This window comes from Psychrobacter sp. K31L, from assembly GCF_017942195.1.
GTDB lineage: Bacteria > Pseudomonadota > Gammaproteobacteria > Pseudomonadales > Moraxellaceae > Psychrobacter > Psychrobacter glaciei.
In genome coordinates this window covers 373,943-392,997 of sequence record NZ_JAGKSC010000002.1, presented here as the reverse complement: position 1 = coordinate 392,997, position 19,055 = coordinate 373,943, and the positions used below count along the sequence as shown (strand labels likewise).

Here is a 19,055-nt window from a genome sequence, read left to right as displayed (position 1 = left end):
GTCAGCTTTTAAGAGTAAGATAATTGCCTGATTTAAGCATTCTTATTCGTTTTATATTTTATAAATTATGGAGATTTCATGACCCAGCCTTCTACTTCTGATGACCGTTTGTCTCATGCTAATCTGGCAGCAGAAGGCGGTAAGCTGGCAGAAAACCATGTGCAAAAAAAGGCTGAGCAATCGTCTATGCTAGCTGATTCACAGCAGCCTGCAATCGTCCATCCCAACTTTGATCCCAGACAATCTCCCCTTGATCCTGCACGGCCCTTAACTGATATCCCAGAGCCTGCCCGCCGCTTGAACGGTCAATTGAGACGGCTTTACGGTAACTCTGCGCGGTTCTATCAGCCCAATGAAGACCGCTTTTCGAAATGGGCACTGATTGCTTCAGAAGCGCTGGCTGAGCATTTGTCATTACTCAATGCTGCCAAGCTTATCGAGTTGCCTGATAACTTTTATGAGAATCATAGCGAGCAGCCATTGTTATCAGCATTATCCGATATGACTATGTTAGATATGTCAGATATCCAAAAGGCCATTCGTGCTTACCCAAAACTGCATCGCTTTGGGTTTAGGCCTGCTGATCGCTCTGAAATGATTGAGTCAGATAATAAACGCCACGACGCTTCAGCATCGCTACGAGCATTGACCAAGCGTTATAATCCTGATGAGCTACTCAATAGTCTGTATGCCGATGATTGGCAAGTGGTTTTGCAGCCGCAGCAGTTTGAGACAGGAGAGGGTAGTTTAGCGACAGATATCATGGCCTGTAGTGCTGCTGTCCACGCTCTAAAACAGTGTAGTACGCGCAAAAGTATCAATCATAGCTATAGCGCTGCGCAAATATGTCAGCATGTACGTAGCTATTTGCTCAGTCAGATTGTTTATGAGCCCTCGCAGCGGCACGCGTATCGTCAAATTCGGATGTTTTCTGGTCACATTATTGTTGCCGCTTATCATTTGGGCTGGGAGATACAAGTACGGAACGATGGCCAAAGCTATTTTAATGTCTCATCACGTAGTGGCTTACTGACTCGCTATGCCAATATGCAGGATTATGAGATCAATGGTTGGTCAAGCTGATCAATAATGCGTACAATAATGCCAGTTTTTCGCCCCTCTTTTTGCTGATAGGAATGTCATAATGTCTCACGTAGCACGCTCTCAAGACTCCACGTTTTCATCTCATCAATTCATTCAATTGGCCTTAGACAACCAAGTCCTGAAGTTTGGTGAGTTTGTACTCAAGTCTGGTCGCATTAGTCCGTATTTTTTTAATGCTGGCTTGCTAGCGACGGGTGAGATGTTGTCGTTACTAGCGCGCGGTTATGCCGATGCCTTGGCCGAACAGTTGGCTGAGCAAATGGCTGCTAGCGATAACGGTATAGATGAGCAAGAGCTGGTTATTTTTGGCGCGGCTTATAAAGGTATTCCATTTGTGGCTGCAACCGCGCAAGCCTTATGGCACCATCATGGTATCAATGCCAAGTGGGGTTATAACCGTAAAGAAGCCAAAACTCACGGTGAAGGTGGTAATTTGGTCGGTGCTGATGTCAGTGGCAAAGCAGTTTGGGTACTTGACGATGTCATTACGGCTGGCACAGCGATGCGCGAAGTGGTCGATATTTTAGAGCAAGCAGGTGCCAGTGTGGCAGGTATTATCGTGGCCCTTGATCGTAAAGAAAAAGGCTTGGCTGAGCATTCTGCTATTCAAGAGCTTGCTGCGACGCTAGAAGTGCCAGTGCGCGCACTGGTCGATATTGACGACTTAATCAGCTATTTGTCAGACGGCGAGAGCCAGTACAAAGATGCGACTCAACTAGCCAAAATGCAACATTACCGCGCGCAGTACGGCGTATAGTTGGGCACTGAAGTTTGAATCTGTTTTAATAAAAATATAACGTAAGTGAGCCTTATCATGAGCCAAGAAAATCAAAAAAAATCTTTAAAAATACTCGTCATCATGGATCCTATCGAGCGGGTTAATTATAAAAAAGACACCAGCTTGGCGATGATGTGGGCAGCGCAAGATCGCGGGCATCAGCTTGGCTACTGTCAGATTCATGACTTATGGTTGGATCGTGGGCAGTTGATGGTTGATACTCAGCCGCTCACGGTAAAGCATGATCCAGCAGATTTTTATACGTTGGGTGATAAAAGCACAGGTCCAGTCAGTGGTTATAACGTGATTTTGATGCGTAAAGACCCACCGTTTGATATGCGCTTTATTTATGCGACTTATATGCTCGATCACGCCAAAGCGGCAGGCGTGCTCGTAGTCAATGATCCACAAGCGATCCGTGATTGTAATGAAAAACTATTTGCGACATGGTTTAGCGACTATATGAGCCCAACGATTGTGACCAGTAAACAGGCACATATCCGTCAGTTTATCGCTGAACAACAAGATGTCATCGTCAAGCCACTAGACGGCATGGGTGGAACTGGTATCTTCCGTCTGACCGCCGATAGTCCCAATATTGGTGTAACGTTAGAGGTGCTGACTGAACTTGAGACACTGCCAATCATGGCGCAGCGTTACTTGCCAGAGATTAAAGATGGCGATAAGCGTGTATTAATCGTCGACGGCGTCGTGATAGATTATAGCTTGGCACGTATTCCAAGCAAAGGCGAGACCCGTGGCAACCTAGCAGCTGGTGGTAGCGGCGTGGCCATGCCATTGACTGATATCGAAAGCCAAGTAGCGGAAGTTGTGGCACCAATCGTCAAACAAAAAGGCCTGATGTTCGTTGGTCTAGACTTAATCGGTGGGCGCATCACTGAGATTAACGTTACTAGCCCAACATGCGTGCGTGAGATTGATGATCAATGCGGTACAGATATCGCAACCGATTTTATCATGGCGATTGAGAATAAATTTACTGCATAGTTTTAGCTATGTTAAGGAATACTTTGACTACGTAAAACCCATATTTTAAGGTATTGTTAGTCATTGATTTTTCTTACCGTTTATTAGCATTACACGACGCCAAGCTGTGACCGATCATGGCTTGGATTTTTGTTATTTTTGCTGCATAAAGTGCTGTATATAAGACGATGATTTCCTCTATACTATGCGGGCTTTGGCTAGGTCATTATTTTTTCATAATTGTCACCGCAGCAGCGAGATAAACCCTTCATATAAATAAAGTAAAGATAGGCAGGCGTTCATGAAAACACCGCATATATTGATGATGGCAGCTGGTACTGGCGGGCACGTTTTTCCAGCGCTTGCCGTTAGTGATGAGCTGACCCAGCGCGGTGCGGTCATTCATTGGTTAGGAACGCCAAACGGTATGGAAAATGGTTTGGTCAAACCGACTGGCTATACTTTTCATGCTATTAATATGCAAGGGCTGCGTGGTAAAGGCGTTGGTCGACTATTAAAGCTACCAATGACTCTGCTGTCAGCGACGATGGCTGCCGTAAAAGTGATTCGTAGTAATCAGATTGATGTGGTTGTTGGGTTCGGTGGTTATGTGACTGCACCTGGTGGTATCGCTGCACGTCTAACCAATACGCCACTGATTATCCATGAGCAAAATGCCATCGCTGGCATGAGCAATCGCTACCTGTCTAAGCTTTCGACTAAGACGTTACAAGCGTTTGAGGATACCTTTGCTAATAGTGCACAGAATGCCAAGCTTGAGACAGTGGGCAATCCCGTGCGTAATGCCATTACTGGTGTCGCAGAGCCAACCGTACGCTATGATGTGAATGATCGCTCACCGCTTAAATTGTTGGTAGTAGGCGGATCACTTGGCGCTCAAGCCTTAAATGACACCGTGCCAAAAGCGCTTGCATTGCTAAATGAGCCTTTTGAAGTGCGTCACCAATGCGGACGTAACAATGAGGCCGCCACGCAAGCAGCTTACGATAGCGAAGACTTAAGCAGGCATCAGTTTACGGTACAGCCTTTTATCGATGATATGGCAGCGGCTTATAACTGGGCAGATATGATTGTATGCCGTGCAGGCGCGTTGACCGTGACGGAAATTCAAAACGTTGGAATTGCTGCTATTTTTGTGCCGTTACCACATGCCGTTGATGATCACCAAACGGCTAATGCTCGCACGCTAACCTCACATGATGCGGCAGTCTTGTTACCGCAGTCGGAGTTGACAGCCAAGCGTTTGAGTGATGAGCTTGCTGTACTTAATCGAGAAAAGTGCTTAACGATGGCAAAAAAAGGTCATGCTCTTGCCAATCGTAGTGCGAGTAAGCAAGTTGCCGATATTATTTGGCAAGCGTTGTAGCCTGTAACTCATACCCATTATTTTTAATTTACCAAATTTTATTGACCTTTAATAAAGAGAGATCCTTATGTCTACCTCTGCGAAAGCATTACCTAAGCGTTTGATTGAAATACCAGAGATGCGCCGTATTCAGCATTTGCATTTTGTCGGTATTGGCGGTTCAGGTATGTGCGGTATCGCAGAGGTAATGAACAATCAAGGCTATCAAGTCAGTGGTTCTGATATCGCAGAAAGCTTGGTGACTAAGCGCCTACAGCAGATTGGCATCGACATATCGATCGGTCATGACTCCAAAAATATCGCCAATGCGGATGTTATTGTCGTCTCGTCAGCGATTGATCGCAGCAACCCTGAAGTAAAAGCAGCATTAGAAGCGCGTCTGCCAGTGGTACGCCGTGCCGATATGTTGGGTGAGTTGATGCGCTATCGTCATGGTATTGCGGTTGCTGGTGCGCATGGCAAAACCACCACGACCAGTTTGCTGACCACGATGATGGCAGAAGGGCAGCTCGATCCTACTTATGTAATTGGTGGTAAGCTGAACGCCTCTGGCAAAAATGCCGCACTTGGTAGCAGCCGTTTCTTGGTGGCAGAAGCCGATGAATCGGACGCATCATTTCTGTCTTTGCATCCGATGGCAGCGATTGTGACCAATATCGACCAAGACCATATGGAAACGTATGAAAATAGCTTTGATAAATTAAAAGCGGCTTATATTCAGTTTTTGCAAAACATGCCGTTTTATGGCTTGGCAGTGGTGTGCGGTGATGATCCAGAATTGTATGCAATGATTGATGATATCGGTCGCCCAGTCTTGACCTTTGGGCTTGAACCTTTTAACGATGTACAAGGCGTTGACTTGGTGACGGAAGGCACTAAAACGCACTTCACAGTATTGCGCCGTGACCGTGAACCTTTGCGCTTGACGCTTAATATTCCTGGTACGCATAACGTCTACAATGCCCTTGCCGCTATCACCATGGCGACCGATGAAGGTGTCGATGATGAAGCGATCAAACGCGCTTTGCAGAAGTTTGAAGGCGTTGGTCGTCGATTTGAGCAGCATGCCTCTGTCGATATCGATGATGGTAATGTCTTATTGATCGACGACTATGGTCATCACCCAAAAGAAGTCGACGCCACCATTAAGGCCGCTCGTCAAAGTTTCCCTGATCGTCGTTTGGTAATGCTATTTCAACCGCATCGTTACAGCCGTACCCGGGATTGCTTTGATGACTTTGTCGAAGTGCTCTCAAGCGTAGATGAGCTATTATTATTAGACGTCTATTCAGCAGGTGAAACACCAATTACAGGCGCTGATACCAAATCATTAGCACGCAGTATTCGCTTGCGTGGTGAGGTTGAGCCGACGATTATTGATAAAGATAATTTAGCCCCTGTCATGCAACGTTTACTAAAAGCCAATGACATGCTCATTACTCAGGGTGCAGGTAATGTGGGACAGATTGCTGTCGACTTGGCTGCCAATAACCTTTACATTTAGTAAGCTAAAAATTTTAGGAACTGTCCTTATGACAACGAACGATAATCAAGAAAGTATAAACAATAATAATGCTATTAATTCTGCTGAGGATAAGACAGCCATTATCAATCCAGAGTCCGCTCTAGCCGCTGCTGCACAAGCAGAAAAAAATGATATGGAAAACAACCAGTCGAACCAAGATAAACTATTGAACGCTGATGCCAAAGAAGTAAAAGATGCTGGACAATTTGGTAAAGTAGCCGTCATTTATGGTGGCAGCAGCAATGAGCGCAGCGTATCGTTAGATAGTGGTGCCGCTGTATTGCAGGCGCTACAAAACCAAGGTGTTGATGCCACTCATTTTGATCCTAAGCATCAAGACATTACTGAGCTTCGTGACTATGATCGCGTGTTTAACGTGTTGCATGGTCGCGGCGGCGAAGATGGCTTGCTACAAGGCGTGTTGCAATGGTTTGATATTCCGCAGACGGGTTCAGGTATTCTGGCATCAGCGCTAGGTATGGACAAAGTTCGTACCAAGCAATTGTGGCAAGGTTGCGGTTTAGCGACGGCACCATTTTCATTGTTGACGGCCGATACCGACTGGCAGCAAGTGGTTAACATGTTAGGTTTACCACTTATTATCAAGCCAGTTCATGAAGGCTCCAGTATTGGCATGACCAAGGTCAACAATCTTGACGAGTTGCCAGCGGCTTATGCAACAGCGGTACAATGCGGTGATGCGGTCATGGCTGAGCGCTGGATTACTGGTCGCGAGTTTACGATTGTCATTATCGATGACGAAGCCTATCCGGTCATCCGTCTTGAACCTGCTGATATTACCAACTTCTACGATTTTGAAGCCAAATACAATCGTAACGATACCAGCTACTATATTCCGTGCGGCTTGAGTGATGCTGATGAAAAGCATTTGCAAGACTTGAGCCTTGCGGCATTTCGCGCAGTAGACGCAAAAGGCTGGGGGCGTATCGATGCCATGCAAGATGAGGCGGGCAATTTTTGGTTACTTGAAATCAACACCGTACCGGGTATGACCAGTCACAGTTTGGTACCGATGGCAGCTAAGGCGCGTGGCATGGATTTCGATACACTGTGCTGGCATATCCTTGCGCAAACGTTATAAATAATTGATAACAGCTCAGATGTTTTTATCTAGGTTAATATGAATGACGCAGTTTATGACAGAATTATTGATAGCATAGATGTGTAAAAAACGGCTATTAACGAGTAAAAATAACCGTTCGAATAGCACTGATACTGTTGGTTGTTGGCAAACATAAGCATAATTGAATGTATCGCTAGCCCTGCTATACCACAGCTTCATGTAAACTTGTGTAAATTCGTTGTCCGTAGTAGGGGTTAGGCTATTGTTTGACCGCAAAATACGTTAATATTGTAATTATTGAATCGTTTTAGTGATATTTATGAATGATTTATGACCTTGCGTTGTAAATCGAGAGAAATAGACGCTTAATCGAGAATGATAGCGTCTCAAAGACGTTTTTAGATAAAATTTTTGATAGTATATTCGTTTAATATGTCGCTGCAAAATATAAGCAGACTCACCTTTAACAAAAGCACTATTGGCTTCATGCAAATAGCTTTATGCAAAAACAGGGACAAAGGTCATTATGGCTCAAACTGTCAACGACGTAACTGACTTGATGAGTGATAAAGCCCGTCGTCCAACATCTAACTTCCAAGTACCGAATTCGGTCAGATATTTTTTTATGGTATTGGTGTTAGGTTTGCTAGTGCTTATATTAATTATGGGTGGTAAAGCCTTACGTGATGCGCCTCCAGCTGCCATTCATGTCAGCAATCAGGGACTCACGGTTGCTCAGTACCAAAAGCTACAGCAAGTCATGAATCAACAGAAAGTGAGCAGTTTTTTTACTTCTGATTTACAAGCATTAAGAGATATTACTACGGGTCTTGCTTGGGTGGATCAAGTGAGTGTGACTCGTGATTGGCAACGTGGCATTGTGGTCACAGCGCTGCCCAAGCAAGCAGTTGCAAATTTTGGTACAGAACGTTTGGTTGACGCAAAAGGGATTGTTTTTGTCCCTGCTGATAGTAAGGATTTGACCCAAGCCCAGTTTGCCACTTTGCAAGGTGAGATAACGCAAGCGCCGGTCATCATGCAACAGATGCAACAAATCAACGATTGGTATGCACCACTCGATATGCAAGTTGCAGATATTATCCTGTCGCCAAGAATGACATGGCTCATTCGTTTTGATAACGGTCAGCGAGTCATTGTTGATAATGAAAATACCGCGCAAAAGCTGCTGAATCTTAGTCAATTACTAGGTAATCAATTAAGTAATCGCCGAAGTGAAATACAGTCTGTAGATTTACGTTATAAAAATGGCTTTACCATCGCTTGGAATATGGCACAACCAGAAATCGAAGCGCCAAAAAGCTGACTGTCATAAAAAATAGTGAGTAGTAAAAACAGTAAGCAAAAGTAGTTGATAAACCACCAGTACTTCATGACACTTTGTTTATTTAGCATAGAGATTGTAGGTGCGGTAGGATGTAACGGCGGAAAGATGGTGGTTTTTTTAATGATTTAATGGAGACGTCATTTGGTCTCCTGTTTAGCGATAATTTGTCTGGTACCATGAAAAATACTGAAAATCTGGTTGTTGTCCATCTAAGTGCCACGGCAGTGTATGTCGTTATTGGCAGCGTTGTCTCTGCAAAAGACATTCGTATTATGGGTGTAGGGCAAGTTAAAAATAGTGACTTCTATCAAGGTCAAATAAAACATCGCGAACGCTTGCAAGGCGCTATCAGGCAAGCCATTCAAGAAGCAGAAGATACTGCCAATTGCCGTGTGCATAGTGTGTGGTTGACGTTGGCAACGCCTGAGCTCCTGAGCAAAAACAGTGCGGGCGAAGTACTAGTAGAGGATGAGGTCGTCCGTGCCAAAGATATGGTACAGGCATTGTCCAACGCCAAATCACGCGACTTGTCCTCAGACTATTATTTGATGCATTGTTGCCAGCAAGGTATCTATGTCGATGAACAAGACTTTATGGTCGACGATGCGATTGAGACGGTAGCGCACAATATCAGCGTGATGTATCACATGATGATGATGCCGGTCGCCAGCCGTCAGAACATACAAAAACTATTGCAGAGTTGTGATGTCGGCATCGATCATATTGTCTTTGATGCGGTGACCAGTGCAGAATATAGCTTGATGAGTGATGAACGCCAGCAGGGTGTCTGTTTGGTTGATATCGGAGCGAGCACGACTAGCATCTGTGTTTATAAAGAAAACAAGTTGATTTTTACCCATTGTATCGCGACTGGCAGCCATGAGGTGACGATGGATATTTCAGCAGATGTCGGTATATCGATGATAGAAGCTGAAAAGCTTAAAAAATCGCATGGTACGGTCGATGTCAATAGCGTCGATCCTAGCTCGTTCTTTATCTTTAAACCGCAAGGGACCAGCGACGAGATTAATATTGGTATTTATAATTTAGCCCGTATTATTGAAGCGCGTTATGTGCAAATCTTTACTGAAGTGGCGCGTCAATTGCATGAGGCGGATTTGATCAGCTATATTGATAAAGGCATCGTGCTGACAGGCGGCGGTAGCGTAATCAAAGGCATGATACCCTTTGCTAAGAAGCTGCTTAAAATGCCAGTTGTTTTGACCAATACCCACCCAGCAATCAGCGCTTATAATCACTTTGATAATGACGAATCATTTAAACAGCTAAATATTCAAGTCAATGATCGCGCTTATCAAACGGCATTTGGTACACTATTATATAGCCAAAGCGAGCAGTTTCGCCACAGTGAAAAAAGCGAACCGGAAGCGATTCAAAAAAACAGAGTAACAGGCGTCTTTCAAAGTGCAGGGCAACGTTTTGCTAGTGTGCTCAAAAAGATACTATAACTCCGCTGCTAACGACGTTGGTATAAACATATTTATATAAAAGAATGCTTATACAATAAGCATTGTTGTTCTGAAAGATGTACCGCAATTAAGCGTATAACGTAATATCAAAAGCAATATTGAAAGTAGCATTTAAAGTAATACCCTGAGCAATGATGACATATTTTCGTCCAAGCTTAACGGTTTAAGATATAGCCCTGTTTTATTTAAATACATTTATATATAGTAAGTCGATAGCGCGTCATATGAGTGCGTTACCATGTATCGACCATCACGCTATCTGCAACTGGAGAATCTTTTTTATGTCAAAATACACCATGCCAGATGATAACCAGCTTCAAAATAACGGCCAAGCAAGCTTCACAGTATTCGGTGTGGGTGGTGGTGGCGGTAATGCGGTTGAACATATGGTACAACAAGGAATTAGAGGTGTGACGTTCGTCTGTGCTAATACGGATAAACAAGCACTTGATCGTCTGACAGCGCCGCATAAGTTACAACTGGGCGCAAAAACGAACCGCGGTCTAGGCGCTGGTGCCAATCCAGAAGTCGGACGTGAAGCAGCAGAAAGCGAAGAAGAAGCCATCCGTGCGTTACTCGAACATTCAGATATGGTCTTTATTACCGCTGGAATGGGCGGCGGTACTGGTACGGGTGCAGCGCCAGTCGTGGCTCGTATTGCCAAAGAGATGGAAGTATTGACGGTCGCTGTTGTGACTACACCTTTCAAATTCGAAGGCGGGAAACGTATCAAAGCAGCTAAGGCTGGTATTGAGCAACTGACCAACTTCGTTGACTCTATCATTACCATTCCAAATGATAAGTTGATGAGCGTCTACGGCAATATCTCTATGCAAGATGCGTTCAAAAAAGCGGATGATGTGTTATTACACGCCGTGCAAGGTATTGCTGAAACCATCGCAAGCGAAGGTATGATCAATATTGACTTTAACGATATCCGTACGGCGATGACTGCTAAAGGTCACGCCATGATGGGTATTGGTCGTGCCAGCGGTGATGATCGTGCGCGTCAAGCCACTGAAAAAGCCATTAGATCGCCATTGCTTGATGATTTACGTTTAGAAAACGCCAAAGGTCTACTGGTTAACGTTATCTCTTCTGAGTCATTATCATTAGATGAGATGAGCAAAATCAGCGCAATCGTTGAAGAAATTACCGATATCGATGATGCCCATATCTTCTATGGTTCTGTAATCGATGAAAAAATGGGTGAAGATCTACATGTGACCGTTATTGCAACGGGTTTGACCTTGGATGAAAATGCAGGCCAAGAGCCAGAAGTAGTGGAGCAGCCTGTGCCTTCTGTGAATAGCACACAGCCTGTTGATCCTAACTTGCATACGAGTGCGCTAAACAGCCAAAAGCAGTCACAAGCGCAACTGCATCAAGATAGTTTAGCGCGTGCAAATCCGACGCAAGAGCAGCCCAAAACCAAGACCAACAGCATTCAAGACTATTTAAAACGTCAACAAAATAAATAGGTATTCTGCAATATTATTGGTCAGAAAAAGCCAGCGCTATGTCGCTGGCTTTTTTGTGCTCATCCATAAGAAATGATTTGTTTTGAAACATTATTTTTTAGTAAGCCATTATTAGAGCGTGCTGAACGTTCACCGATAGTCTCTGTCAGTGCATGATTAAAGGATCAAACACGCCTTAGCCATATGCCATACGATATATGCTGTAATCATTATATTTATTCATAACTGGCTGTTTTTTAAGGAGATTTATAGGTCGGTAAAATATAATTCATTCGAATAAAAAAATCACGATAAGTGTTATCAATCAAAGAGATAAGAAAATTAACGCTTTTTAACTGTGGCGAATGGGGTGTGGATAATGGTACACTAGGTCAATTGTAACAAAATATGTGGGAAAACAGCCATGAACCAACGAACCATAAAAGCAGCGATAGCTGTTACAGGTACCGGTCTCCATAGTGGTCAGCCTGTTGATTTAGAGTTTCATCCACAGCCAGTTGATACTGGTATTGTTTTCGAGCGCTCAGATATTGAAGGCAGTCAGCCAATTCCAGCCAGTGCTTTCTTAGTACAAGATACTATGATGTCATCCAATCTCGTATTCGGTGGCGCACGTGTAGGTACTGTAGAACACTTATTAAGTGCAATTGCTGGACTGGGTGTTGATAACCTATTGATTCGTGTTTCCGCATCAGAAATACCTATCATGGATGGTAGTGCTGCACCGTTTGTCGCGTTACTGATGCAAGCTGGTTTTTGTGAGCAAGAAGCTTCAAAGAAGTTCATTAAGATTGTAAGACCAATAAAAGTAAAAGTAGACGATAAATGGGCAGAGCTACGCCCTTATGAAGGCTTTGAATTAAATTTTGAGATTGACTTTGATCATCCTGCTATTGATAAAAACTTTCAGCATGCACAGCTACAGTTTTCTACGCAAAACTTTATAGAAGAGCTGAGTTCAGCGCGTACTTTTGGTTTTTTACGAGACATCGAAGCCCTACGTCAGAATAACTTGGCTTTAGGCGGTAGTATGGAAAACGCGATTGTCATCGACGAGGCCAATATCCTTAATGAAGAAGGCTTACGTTTTAATGATGAGTTTGTGCGCCATAAAATTTTGGATGCTCTAGGCGATTTATATCTGATTGGCTATCCAATTTTGGGTCGTTTTAACGCTTATAAGTCTGGTCATGCATTAAATAATTTGTTGGTACGTGAGATATTGTCTAATCCTGATAGCTTTGAAATTGTAACTTTTGATGACAATGTAACCTGTCCTATCGAATATTTGCCCCTAAAAGGGGTAGCAGTTGAAGGATGAATACAGGAATACACACGAAGTATCGAAACATTTACGCAATATTACATAAAATGGTTATAAGAACCGTTAATTTATATTCTCGTACATAGATATATAAGTAAGTATTTTTAAACAATACAACGTTAGCGTAGATAATACCGACGCTGTAGGTAATCAAAAAATCATCTGTTAGTCGCATTCACATTGTGAAGCTGACTAACAGATGATTTTTTTTGTTTACGTCATTACAAAAACCTAGCGTAAATGGCCACGTTTTTTGAAAATAGTTACATAACTTTACATGTTGAAGTCGGGATTTTTAATGATTTGCTAAGCGCAAAAGTGCTTTTTTGAGCTTTTCATCAGTGGTGACATGCTCTGCGGCCTGTGATATAGTCCGCTTTGTGTTTTGGCTAAGAGCCTGATTTTCATTGGCTTTGTGAGACTTTGATAAAGTTGCTGATAGCGCTAATGGTTTTTTAGATGAAAGACTATGCGCAGATATTTTAGCTACAACGACGCGAATTTGCTTGAGTTGTTTAAATGTAATCGACTGCTCTGTTAATATCTGCAAATAAGCGTTCTGTAAATAGCGAATATGGTTAGCAGCGGTCATTGAGCCCACACTGAGTGTTAATTGCTCAGAGGTTAAGCCAACGACCCAGCAGGTACTAAGAATTTCTTCCGGTAGACAGTCTATTAGAAGCTCTTTTATCTCAGTGGTTGCTTCAATATATAGACGCATATTGTCAGCAAGGGTTTGGGGTAGCGCGCTACCAGCAAAAGCTTGATGATCGATAAGTTGGGCAAGCCGATTAGGCTGTTTTTTTGACATCGTAATGACTCATCTAATAGGTGACAAAATCGATATTCATAATAAATAAGCTCAATATATATGGGATGGATAGCAAACGATTTATGAAGCAGAAGACCGCGCTGCCAATAATACCAGCGTTAGTTACTGTAGAAAAAAGAGTGAGCTGTTGTACTAAGGATTTTATCATGTTTATTTGATGATTATGTCCTCTAAACTAATTGATGCTTTGTCACGGATGACGAGCAGTCTTGTATTAACAAATAGGTAGTAAATTTATGAAACAAGCTTTATTAATTTTGTCAGTACTGGGAATGGGCATAGCACAAACGAGTGGTGCTGCCGAGACCACCTTTCAACCAAATAATACCTTGAGTCATACCATCACCAATATCTCTACTTCTGCGAACTACGGTTCTAGTCGTAACATCTATAGCACTAATAGTGGTGCTCATGTATATAGCAACGACGAAATCAGCCAAGCGATTGACAACTTAAGCGCACATGCCAAGCAAAAAGAATATCAGCTTGCCTCGCTAACCAGTCGTTTATCGTATGAGCAGCGTCAGCAGCAAGCCAGCCGTGTGCCTGATCGCAACTCTGCTCCTGCTATGGCAGCAGCAAGCGCATCACGAGTAGCGCTATCTAGAAGCTCTGGTTACTGTGCTCGCTATGTACGCAAAGCGCTACAATCAGCAGGTTATGAATTTACGCCAAATCCTTCAGCTTATCAGTACGCCTCTCGTGGTACGCTTGCTCAAGCAGGCTTTAGCAAAATCAGCAACGATATGTCGCCACAAGTTGGTGATGTTGTAGTCTACAATCGCACGTCAAGTCGTCCACATGGTCATATCCAGATCTTTGATGGCAATGATTGGGTATCAGACTTCCGTCAAAACAGCATTAGCCCATACAGTGGCACTTATAGCTATACTACATGGCGTGACTCGCAGTACGTTGATGATGCATCAGACCGTGGTATCTACCTTGCAATGGCTGACTAATAAGCGTCAAGTACATCGTGTTTTAAGTAAACCGTTTTCTCCGAATCCAGTAATGCTCTTAATGACATTGCTGGTTTTTTTTGTTTAATAATATTAGATACGCGTTATCGTTCAATTGCTATCGGTGACGCTAGCTGGTTAAGTAAGGCGGCTTCAGGATCAAACCTAGACCAGTAGCGACGGTCGTGAAAGTCAGGCGGGGAGGCATGTGTAGGTGCGAAATATAAAGCGGTTTCACCGAACCATAAAATGACGCAAGGATTTATGTGCTCAATAGTCATATTACTGATAGCAAAATTTTGGCTAGACAGTTTGTCTAATGGCACACCGAAGGTTCGCTCGCAGCTATGAGGTGTATGCGTTTTCGATAATTTGTTCGAGGCATTGGCCTCTATGGATGATATTTGCGTATTTGCGCGGTCAGTCCAGCTAATCTTTGCTGGTGTAGGCCCATTTGCTAATAACAAAGGGGATGGTGGCAGAGTGGCAGGGTTTCGATAGCTGTCAAACTGATAAAGCGCATAACGACCGTCTGGGCTGGCGTTAACTTCAATATAATTCGAATTACTGCTAATGTCAGCCATATCGTGATTATTTATTGAGTTACCTGTTATAAAGCATTCAAGACAGCTCTCTTCCCACAGATAGTCAGTAAAGCTGACGTTTACTTCTTTCCAAGTAGGCCAGTCTAATTGGCTAACCAAAGACTGTGTGGGCAAGGTGATTTGATAGGTTAGCTGTAAATGCAACTGTGGCTGCTGCATGATAGTCGCATGCACAACGACTTGGATAGCTCTTAGCGTGTCTATGCTAACGCCAAGCTGCTGGGCATCATCTGCTATCTTTTCAGTGGCGATGCAAAGGTTAAAAGTCTGGCTCATAATTTGGTATGACTCAAGTAGTTATAATAGGGTCTGTTAAACATTCAAATGTGGAACTGGCAGTCCTAATATTTGAATGTTCAAAAGACCCTAAGTTCACAAAAAGATAAAAGCCGCGAGCAGATTGCATCGCGGCTTTTAGGTTGTATCAAAACACTCAAATCAAGCTGAGCATGACACACTATTGCGTGTGACGAGCAAGGTTTGATAGCTTAGGGTTGGCGTTTGGATTTTTACGTAGTAACAATGCCATGCGGCCAATTGAATGTACCAAAGATGCCTTTGCTGCTGCGGCAAGCTCAGCACCGATGACATCGCGTTCTTCTTTTGTGCCAGCAGGCAATTTCACTTTGATGAGCTCATGATCTGATAAAGCGCGATCAATCTCTTCAGTAATGGTCGGGGTAATACCTTTATTGCCAATCATAACGACAGGTTTTAGCTCGTGACCGATGCCTTTTAGGCGTTTGATAGTAGCGTTATCGAGTTGCATAGAATTCCTAGGTGTTGGTAAAAATAAAAATGGTACTGTCAAAAAACAGTGATTAATCATTATAGATAATCTGTGCCCATCTTGCATGAGATCAGCAGGATTTTGCACGATTTTACGTGACGAAAATGTTAAACTGAATGTTTGGTCACATTATAAACGCTACTGCCTTATAAAGCAGTGTTTTAACCAATAGAATTTGGTCAGTTTGCGACCATCAACGAATAAATAGCCTGATTGATGACACATCTAGAGTAATCGACGCTTTATTGAATTTAGGTTGTCAGTGATAGAGCGATTAAAAAAATTGTATTCAGGTTTTGTAAGGTAATAGGAGCAGGTATTTTGGCCACGCGTATTGAGAACAAAAAACTGTCAAAGAGCAGCAGTGCTTGGATGAAAGAGCATATTGACGATCATTATGTCCAAAAGGCGCAAAAAGATGGCTATCGTGCCCGTGCCGCTTATAAGTTATTAGAAATAAATGAAAAGACCAACCTTATCAAAAAAGGCATGACGGTCGTTGATTTGGGTAGTGCACCGGGCAGTTGGTCACAAGTTGCTGGCCAATTGGTAGGTGAACAAGGTATCTTGATTGCCTCTGATATTTTAGCGATGGATACCTTGCCTGATGTTACTTTTATCCAAGGTGATTTTCGTGAAGCTGAGGTTTTTGACGCCATTATGGCAGAAGTCGGTGACAGGCAGGTTGACGTAGTATTGTCTGACATGGCACCCAATACTGCTGGCAATAGCGCAATTGATCAGCCGCGTATGATGTACTTGTGCGAGCTGGCAGTGGACTTTGCACTTGCAACCTTACCAGAAGGTGGCGCGCTTATTATGAAAGTGTTTCAGGGCGAGGGTACACAAGAATTACGCAAGCAGATGCAGCTCGATTTTAGTAAGATTCGTAGTATCAAACCAGGTGCATCACGACCGCGCTCAAAAGAGATGTTTTGGATAGCGATTAAATAGTTTTAACATCAATGAGTTGTTGCTATTGTAAGCGAGATGATGAGTCACCATAAAGTATCATTATTGCACTATAAAAACCGCTACAATCGTTAACTGAATAAAAGTGAAACCTGCTTGAATTATGCAGGACAACACCACATATCATGGTATATTAACTTTGTTTCGAGCATATGTTTTAAGCAAAGTCGTCTGAAAATAAGCGCTTTATCAGCTCATTTACGATAGGTCAATGATAGCGAGTACTTGTTAATGCGTCTTTTTAGTCGCTGCAATGCAAGTACAGTGTTAAATGTCTAGGCAGTTATTCAAGCAATGAGCAATGCGTTTATAGACGTCACGTGTTTAGTAAACACACCAATAAGTAAGGGATGGGAATAACTAGTGAGCGACATGGTAAAAAATACCTTATTGTGGCTGGTGGTAATCGGCGTTTTGGTGCTGGTGTTTAGCGGCTTTGACCAATCGTCTGAGCCGGATAGCCTTAACTACTCTGAATTTGTGACCGCTGTGTCAGAAAGTCAGGTAGCCAGTGTTGAAATTGATGGCGAGCAGATCACCGGCGAAAAGAAAAATGGCTCATCTTTTGAGACCATTAGACCAGCCGTGGCTGATGAGCAACTAATGCCATTATTGCGCGAGAACCAAGTTGAGGTTCAGGGCACAGCACCGAAACGTCAAAGTGTGTTGATGCAATTACTGATAGCCAGTTTCCCAATCCTATTGATTATTGGTCTGTTCTTATTCTTTATGCGTAATATGCAGGGCGGCGCAGGCGGTAAAGGCGGCGGCCCAATGAGCTTTGGTAAATCAAAAGCCAAGATGCTGACTGAAGACCAAATCAAGGTTAACTTCGAAGACGTGGCGGGTTGTGAAGAAGCCAAAGAAGAAGTGGTCGAAGTGGTCGAGTTCCTGCGTGATCCTGATAAATTTACCAAACTTGGTGCAACCATTCCACGTGGTATCTTGATGGTAGGTCCACCGGGTACTGGTAAAACGTTGCTAGCAAGAGCGATTGCTGGTGAAGCGAAAGTACCATTCTTCTCAATTTCAGGTTCTGATTTCGTTGAGATGTTCGTTGGTGTCGGTGCCTCGCGTGTCCGTGATATGTTTGAGCAAGCGAAGAAAAGTGCGCCCTGTATCATCTTTATCGATGAGATTGATGCAGTCGGTCGTCATCGTGGCTCTGGTATGGGCGGCGGTAATGATGAACGTGAGCAAACACTTAACCAACTATTGGTTGAGATGGATGGTTTTGAAGGCAATGAAGGCGTCATCGTTATTGCCGCCACTAACCGTGCGGATGTGCTTGATAAAGCGCTATTGCGTCCGGGTCGTTTTGACCGTCAGGTACAAGTTGGCTTGCCAGATATCAAAGGCCGCGAGCAAATATTAAAAGTACATTTAAGAAAGTTGCCGAATACCGTTAGTGTTGATGCCAACTCTTTGGCTCGTGGTACACCAGGATTTAGCGGGGCACAGTTGGCCAACCTTGTAAACGAAGCCGCTTTGTTTGCTGCGCGTCGTAACAAGCGTAGCGTTGATATGAATGACTTTGAAGATGCCAAGGACAAGCTGTACATGGGTCCTGAGCGTAAATCAATGGTTATCCGTGAAGAGGAACGCCGTGCCACTGCTTATCATGAAGCAGGTCACGCGCTAGTGGCTGAGCTACTACCGGGTACCGACCCAGTGCATAAAGTCACGATTATGCCGCGTGGTTTTGCCCTTGGGGTAACTTGGCAGCTGCCTGAGCATGATCAAACCAGTATGTATAAGTCAAAAATGCTCAGTGACATTGCGATTTTATTTGGTGGTCGTATCGCTGAAGAAGTCTTTATCAATCAAATGTCGACGGGTGCCTCAAACGACTTTGAACGTGCAACCAAAATGGCACGAGCGATGGTAACTAAATATGGCATGTCTGATGCCTTAGGTATCATGGTCTATGAAGATGATGACAATTCACAAGGTTACTTCGGTGGCGGTGGTCGTACGATTTCTGAAGCAACGCAGCAAAAAGTTGATGACGAAGTTCGCCGCATGCTAGAGGAGCAATATGATATTGCTCGTGAACTGATTGAAGGCAATCAAGAGAAAATGCATGCGATGGTTGATGCGCTGATGAAGTGGGAGACCATTAATAGTGATCAACTACAAGACATCATAGCGGGTGAAGATCCACGTCCACCTAGAGTGTACCAGCATAATGAAGTAAACTTAGCCAAAAACGATGTGAAAACGACGGGTTCGACTCCGCCGCCATTACCAGCGATGTAGTTTACCGCTCATGAGTAGCAAACATAAAAAGCCCTTTTTAATAGAGGGCTTTTTTATTGTCATCATTTTATGAAGGATTTAGAAAGACAGCAGATTTACTGATATCATAAGAGAAAAATAGAGCGCTAGC

At 43.5% G+C, this 19,055-nt stretch carries 16 protein-coding genes; 13 read left to right on the top strand and 3 right to left on the bottom strand.

What is annotated here, in order from left to right; translation table 11 throughout:
• Nucleotides 1-78: 78 nt before the first annotated feature.
• From J5X94_RS04795 to lpxC, 10 genes are all read left to right on the top strand, one after another.
• Nucleotides 79-1,083: a hypothetical protein gene (locus tag J5X94_RS04795; protein ID WP_194619350.1), complete on the top strand. Its 1,005-nt coding sequence runs from the start codon at nt 79-81 to the stop codon at nt 1,081-1,083.
• A gap of 61 nt (nt 1,084-1,144) precedes the next feature.
• Nucleotides 1,145-1,861 carry an orotate phosphoribosyltransferase gene (pyrE, locus tag J5X94_RS04790; protein ID WP_210540427.1) on the top strand — a complete coding sequence of 239 codons (717 nt, stop codon included), beginning with the start codon at nt 1,145-1,147 and terminating at the stop codon, nt 1,859-1,861.
• A 57-nt stretch (nt 1,862-1,918) separates the two neighbouring features.
• The gene (gene gshB, locus J5X94_RS04785; RefSeq protein ID WP_210540426.1) at nt 1,919-2,890 is read left to right on the top strand and encodes a glutathione synthase; all 972 of its coding nucleotides are present in this window, start codon (nt 1,919-1,921) and stop codon (nt 2,888-2,890) included.
• 280 nt (nt 2,891-3,170) lie between these two features.
• Nucleotides 3,171-4,256, top strand: coding sequence for an undecaprenyldiphospho-muramoylpentapeptide beta-N-acetylglucosaminyltransferase (gene murG, locus J5X94_RS04780; RefSeq protein ID WP_189585462.1), 1,086 nt, complete (start codon nt 3,171-3,173; stop codon nt 4,254-4,256).
• A 67-nt stretch (nt 4,257-4,323) separates the two neighbouring features.
• Nucleotides 4,324-5,760 (top strand): UDP-N-acetylmuramate--L-alanine ligase, encoded by a 1,437-nt coding sequence (gene murC / locus J5X94_RS04775; protein WP_210540425.1) that lies wholly within the window; start codon nt 4,324-4,326, stop codon nt 5,758-5,760.
• A gap of 154 nt (nt 5,761-5,914) precedes the next feature.
• A complete protein-coding gene (locus tag J5X94_RS04770; RefSeq protein ID WP_210540541.1) occupies nt 5,915-6,883 on the top strand; it encodes a D-alanine--D-alanine ligase in 969 nt (322 codons plus the stop codon).
• A gap of 508 nt (nt 6,884-7,391) precedes the next feature.
• Complete coding sequence (locus J5X94_RS04765) at nt 7,392-8,189, top strand: cell division protein FtsQ/DivIB (protein ID WP_210540424.1); 798 nt, start codon at nt 7,392-7,394, stop codon at nt 8,187-8,189.
• Nucleotides 8,190-8,386: 197 nt separating this feature from the next.
• Nucleotides 8,387-9,679, top strand: coding sequence for a cell division protein FtsA (gene ftsA / locus J5X94_RS04760; RefSeq protein ID WP_201592179.1), 1,293 nt, complete (start codon nt 8,387-8,389; stop codon nt 9,677-9,679).
• A gap of 302 nt (nt 9,680-9,981) precedes the next feature.
• Nucleotides 9,982-11,181: a cell division protein FtsZ gene (gene ftsZ / locus J5X94_RS04755; protein ID WP_010201472.1), complete on the top strand. Its 1,200-nt coding sequence runs from the start codon at nt 9,982-9,984 to the stop codon at nt 11,179-11,181.
• A gap of 403 nt (nt 11,182-11,584) precedes the next feature.
• Entirely contained in the window at nt 11,585-12,502 is a 918-nt protein-coding gene (lpxC, locus tag J5X94_RS04750; protein ID WP_189585450.1) for a UDP-3-O-acyl-N-acetylglucosamine deacetylase, read from the top strand.
• Nucleotides 12,503-12,800: 298 nt separating this feature from the next.
• On the opposite strand, the gene J5X94_RS04745 is transcribed toward lpxC, so the two are convergent.
• The gene (locus tag J5X94_RS04745) at nt 12,801-13,316 is read right to left on the bottom strand and encodes a hypothetical protein (protein ID WP_189585447.1); all 516 of its coding nucleotides are present in this window, start codon (nt 13,314-13,316) and stop codon (nt 12,801-12,803) included.
• Between the two features lie 257 nt (nt 13,317-13,573).
• On the opposite strand from J5X94_RS04745, the gene J5X94_RS04740 reads away from it, so the two are divergent.
• A complete protein-coding gene (locus tag J5X94_RS04740; protein WP_010201465.1) occupies nt 13,574-14,299 on the top strand; it encodes a CHAP domain-containing protein in 726 nt (241 codons plus the stop codon).
• A 104-nt stretch (nt 14,300-14,403) separates the two neighbouring features.
• On the opposite strand, the gene J5X94_RS04735 is transcribed toward J5X94_RS04740, so the two are convergent.
• Nucleotides 14,404-15,180: a hypothetical protein gene (locus J5X94_RS04735; RefSeq protein WP_210540421.1), complete on the bottom strand. Its 777-nt coding sequence runs from the start codon at nt 15,178-15,180 to the stop codon at nt 14,404-14,406.
• A gap of 181 nt (nt 15,181-15,361) precedes the next feature.
• Nucleotides 15,362-15,673 (bottom strand): YhbY family RNA-binding protein, encoded by a 312-nt coding sequence (locus tag J5X94_RS04730; RefSeq protein WP_010201459.1) that lies wholly within the window; start codon nt 15,671-15,673, stop codon nt 15,362-15,364.
• A 342-nt stretch (nt 15,674-16,015) separates the two neighbouring features.
• On the opposite strand from J5X94_RS04730, the gene J5X94_RS04725 reads away from it, so the two are divergent.
• Both J5X94_RS04725 and ftsH read left to right on the top strand, forming a co-directional pair.
• On the top strand, nt 16,016-16,648 hold the full coding sequence (locus J5X94_RS04725; RefSeq protein WP_025652421.1) for an RlmE family RNA methyltransferase: 633 nt from the start codon (nt 16,016-16,018) through the stop codon (nt 16,646-16,648).
• Between the two features lie 381 nt (nt 16,649-17,029).
• The gene (gene ftsH / locus J5X94_RS04720; protein ID WP_308430273.1) at nt 17,030-18,925 is read left to right on the top strand and encodes an ATP-dependent zinc metalloprotease FtsH; all 1,896 of its coding nucleotides are present in this window, start codon (nt 17,030-17,032) and stop codon (nt 18,923-18,925) included.
• Nucleotides 18,926-19,055 lie beyond the last annotated feature (130 nt).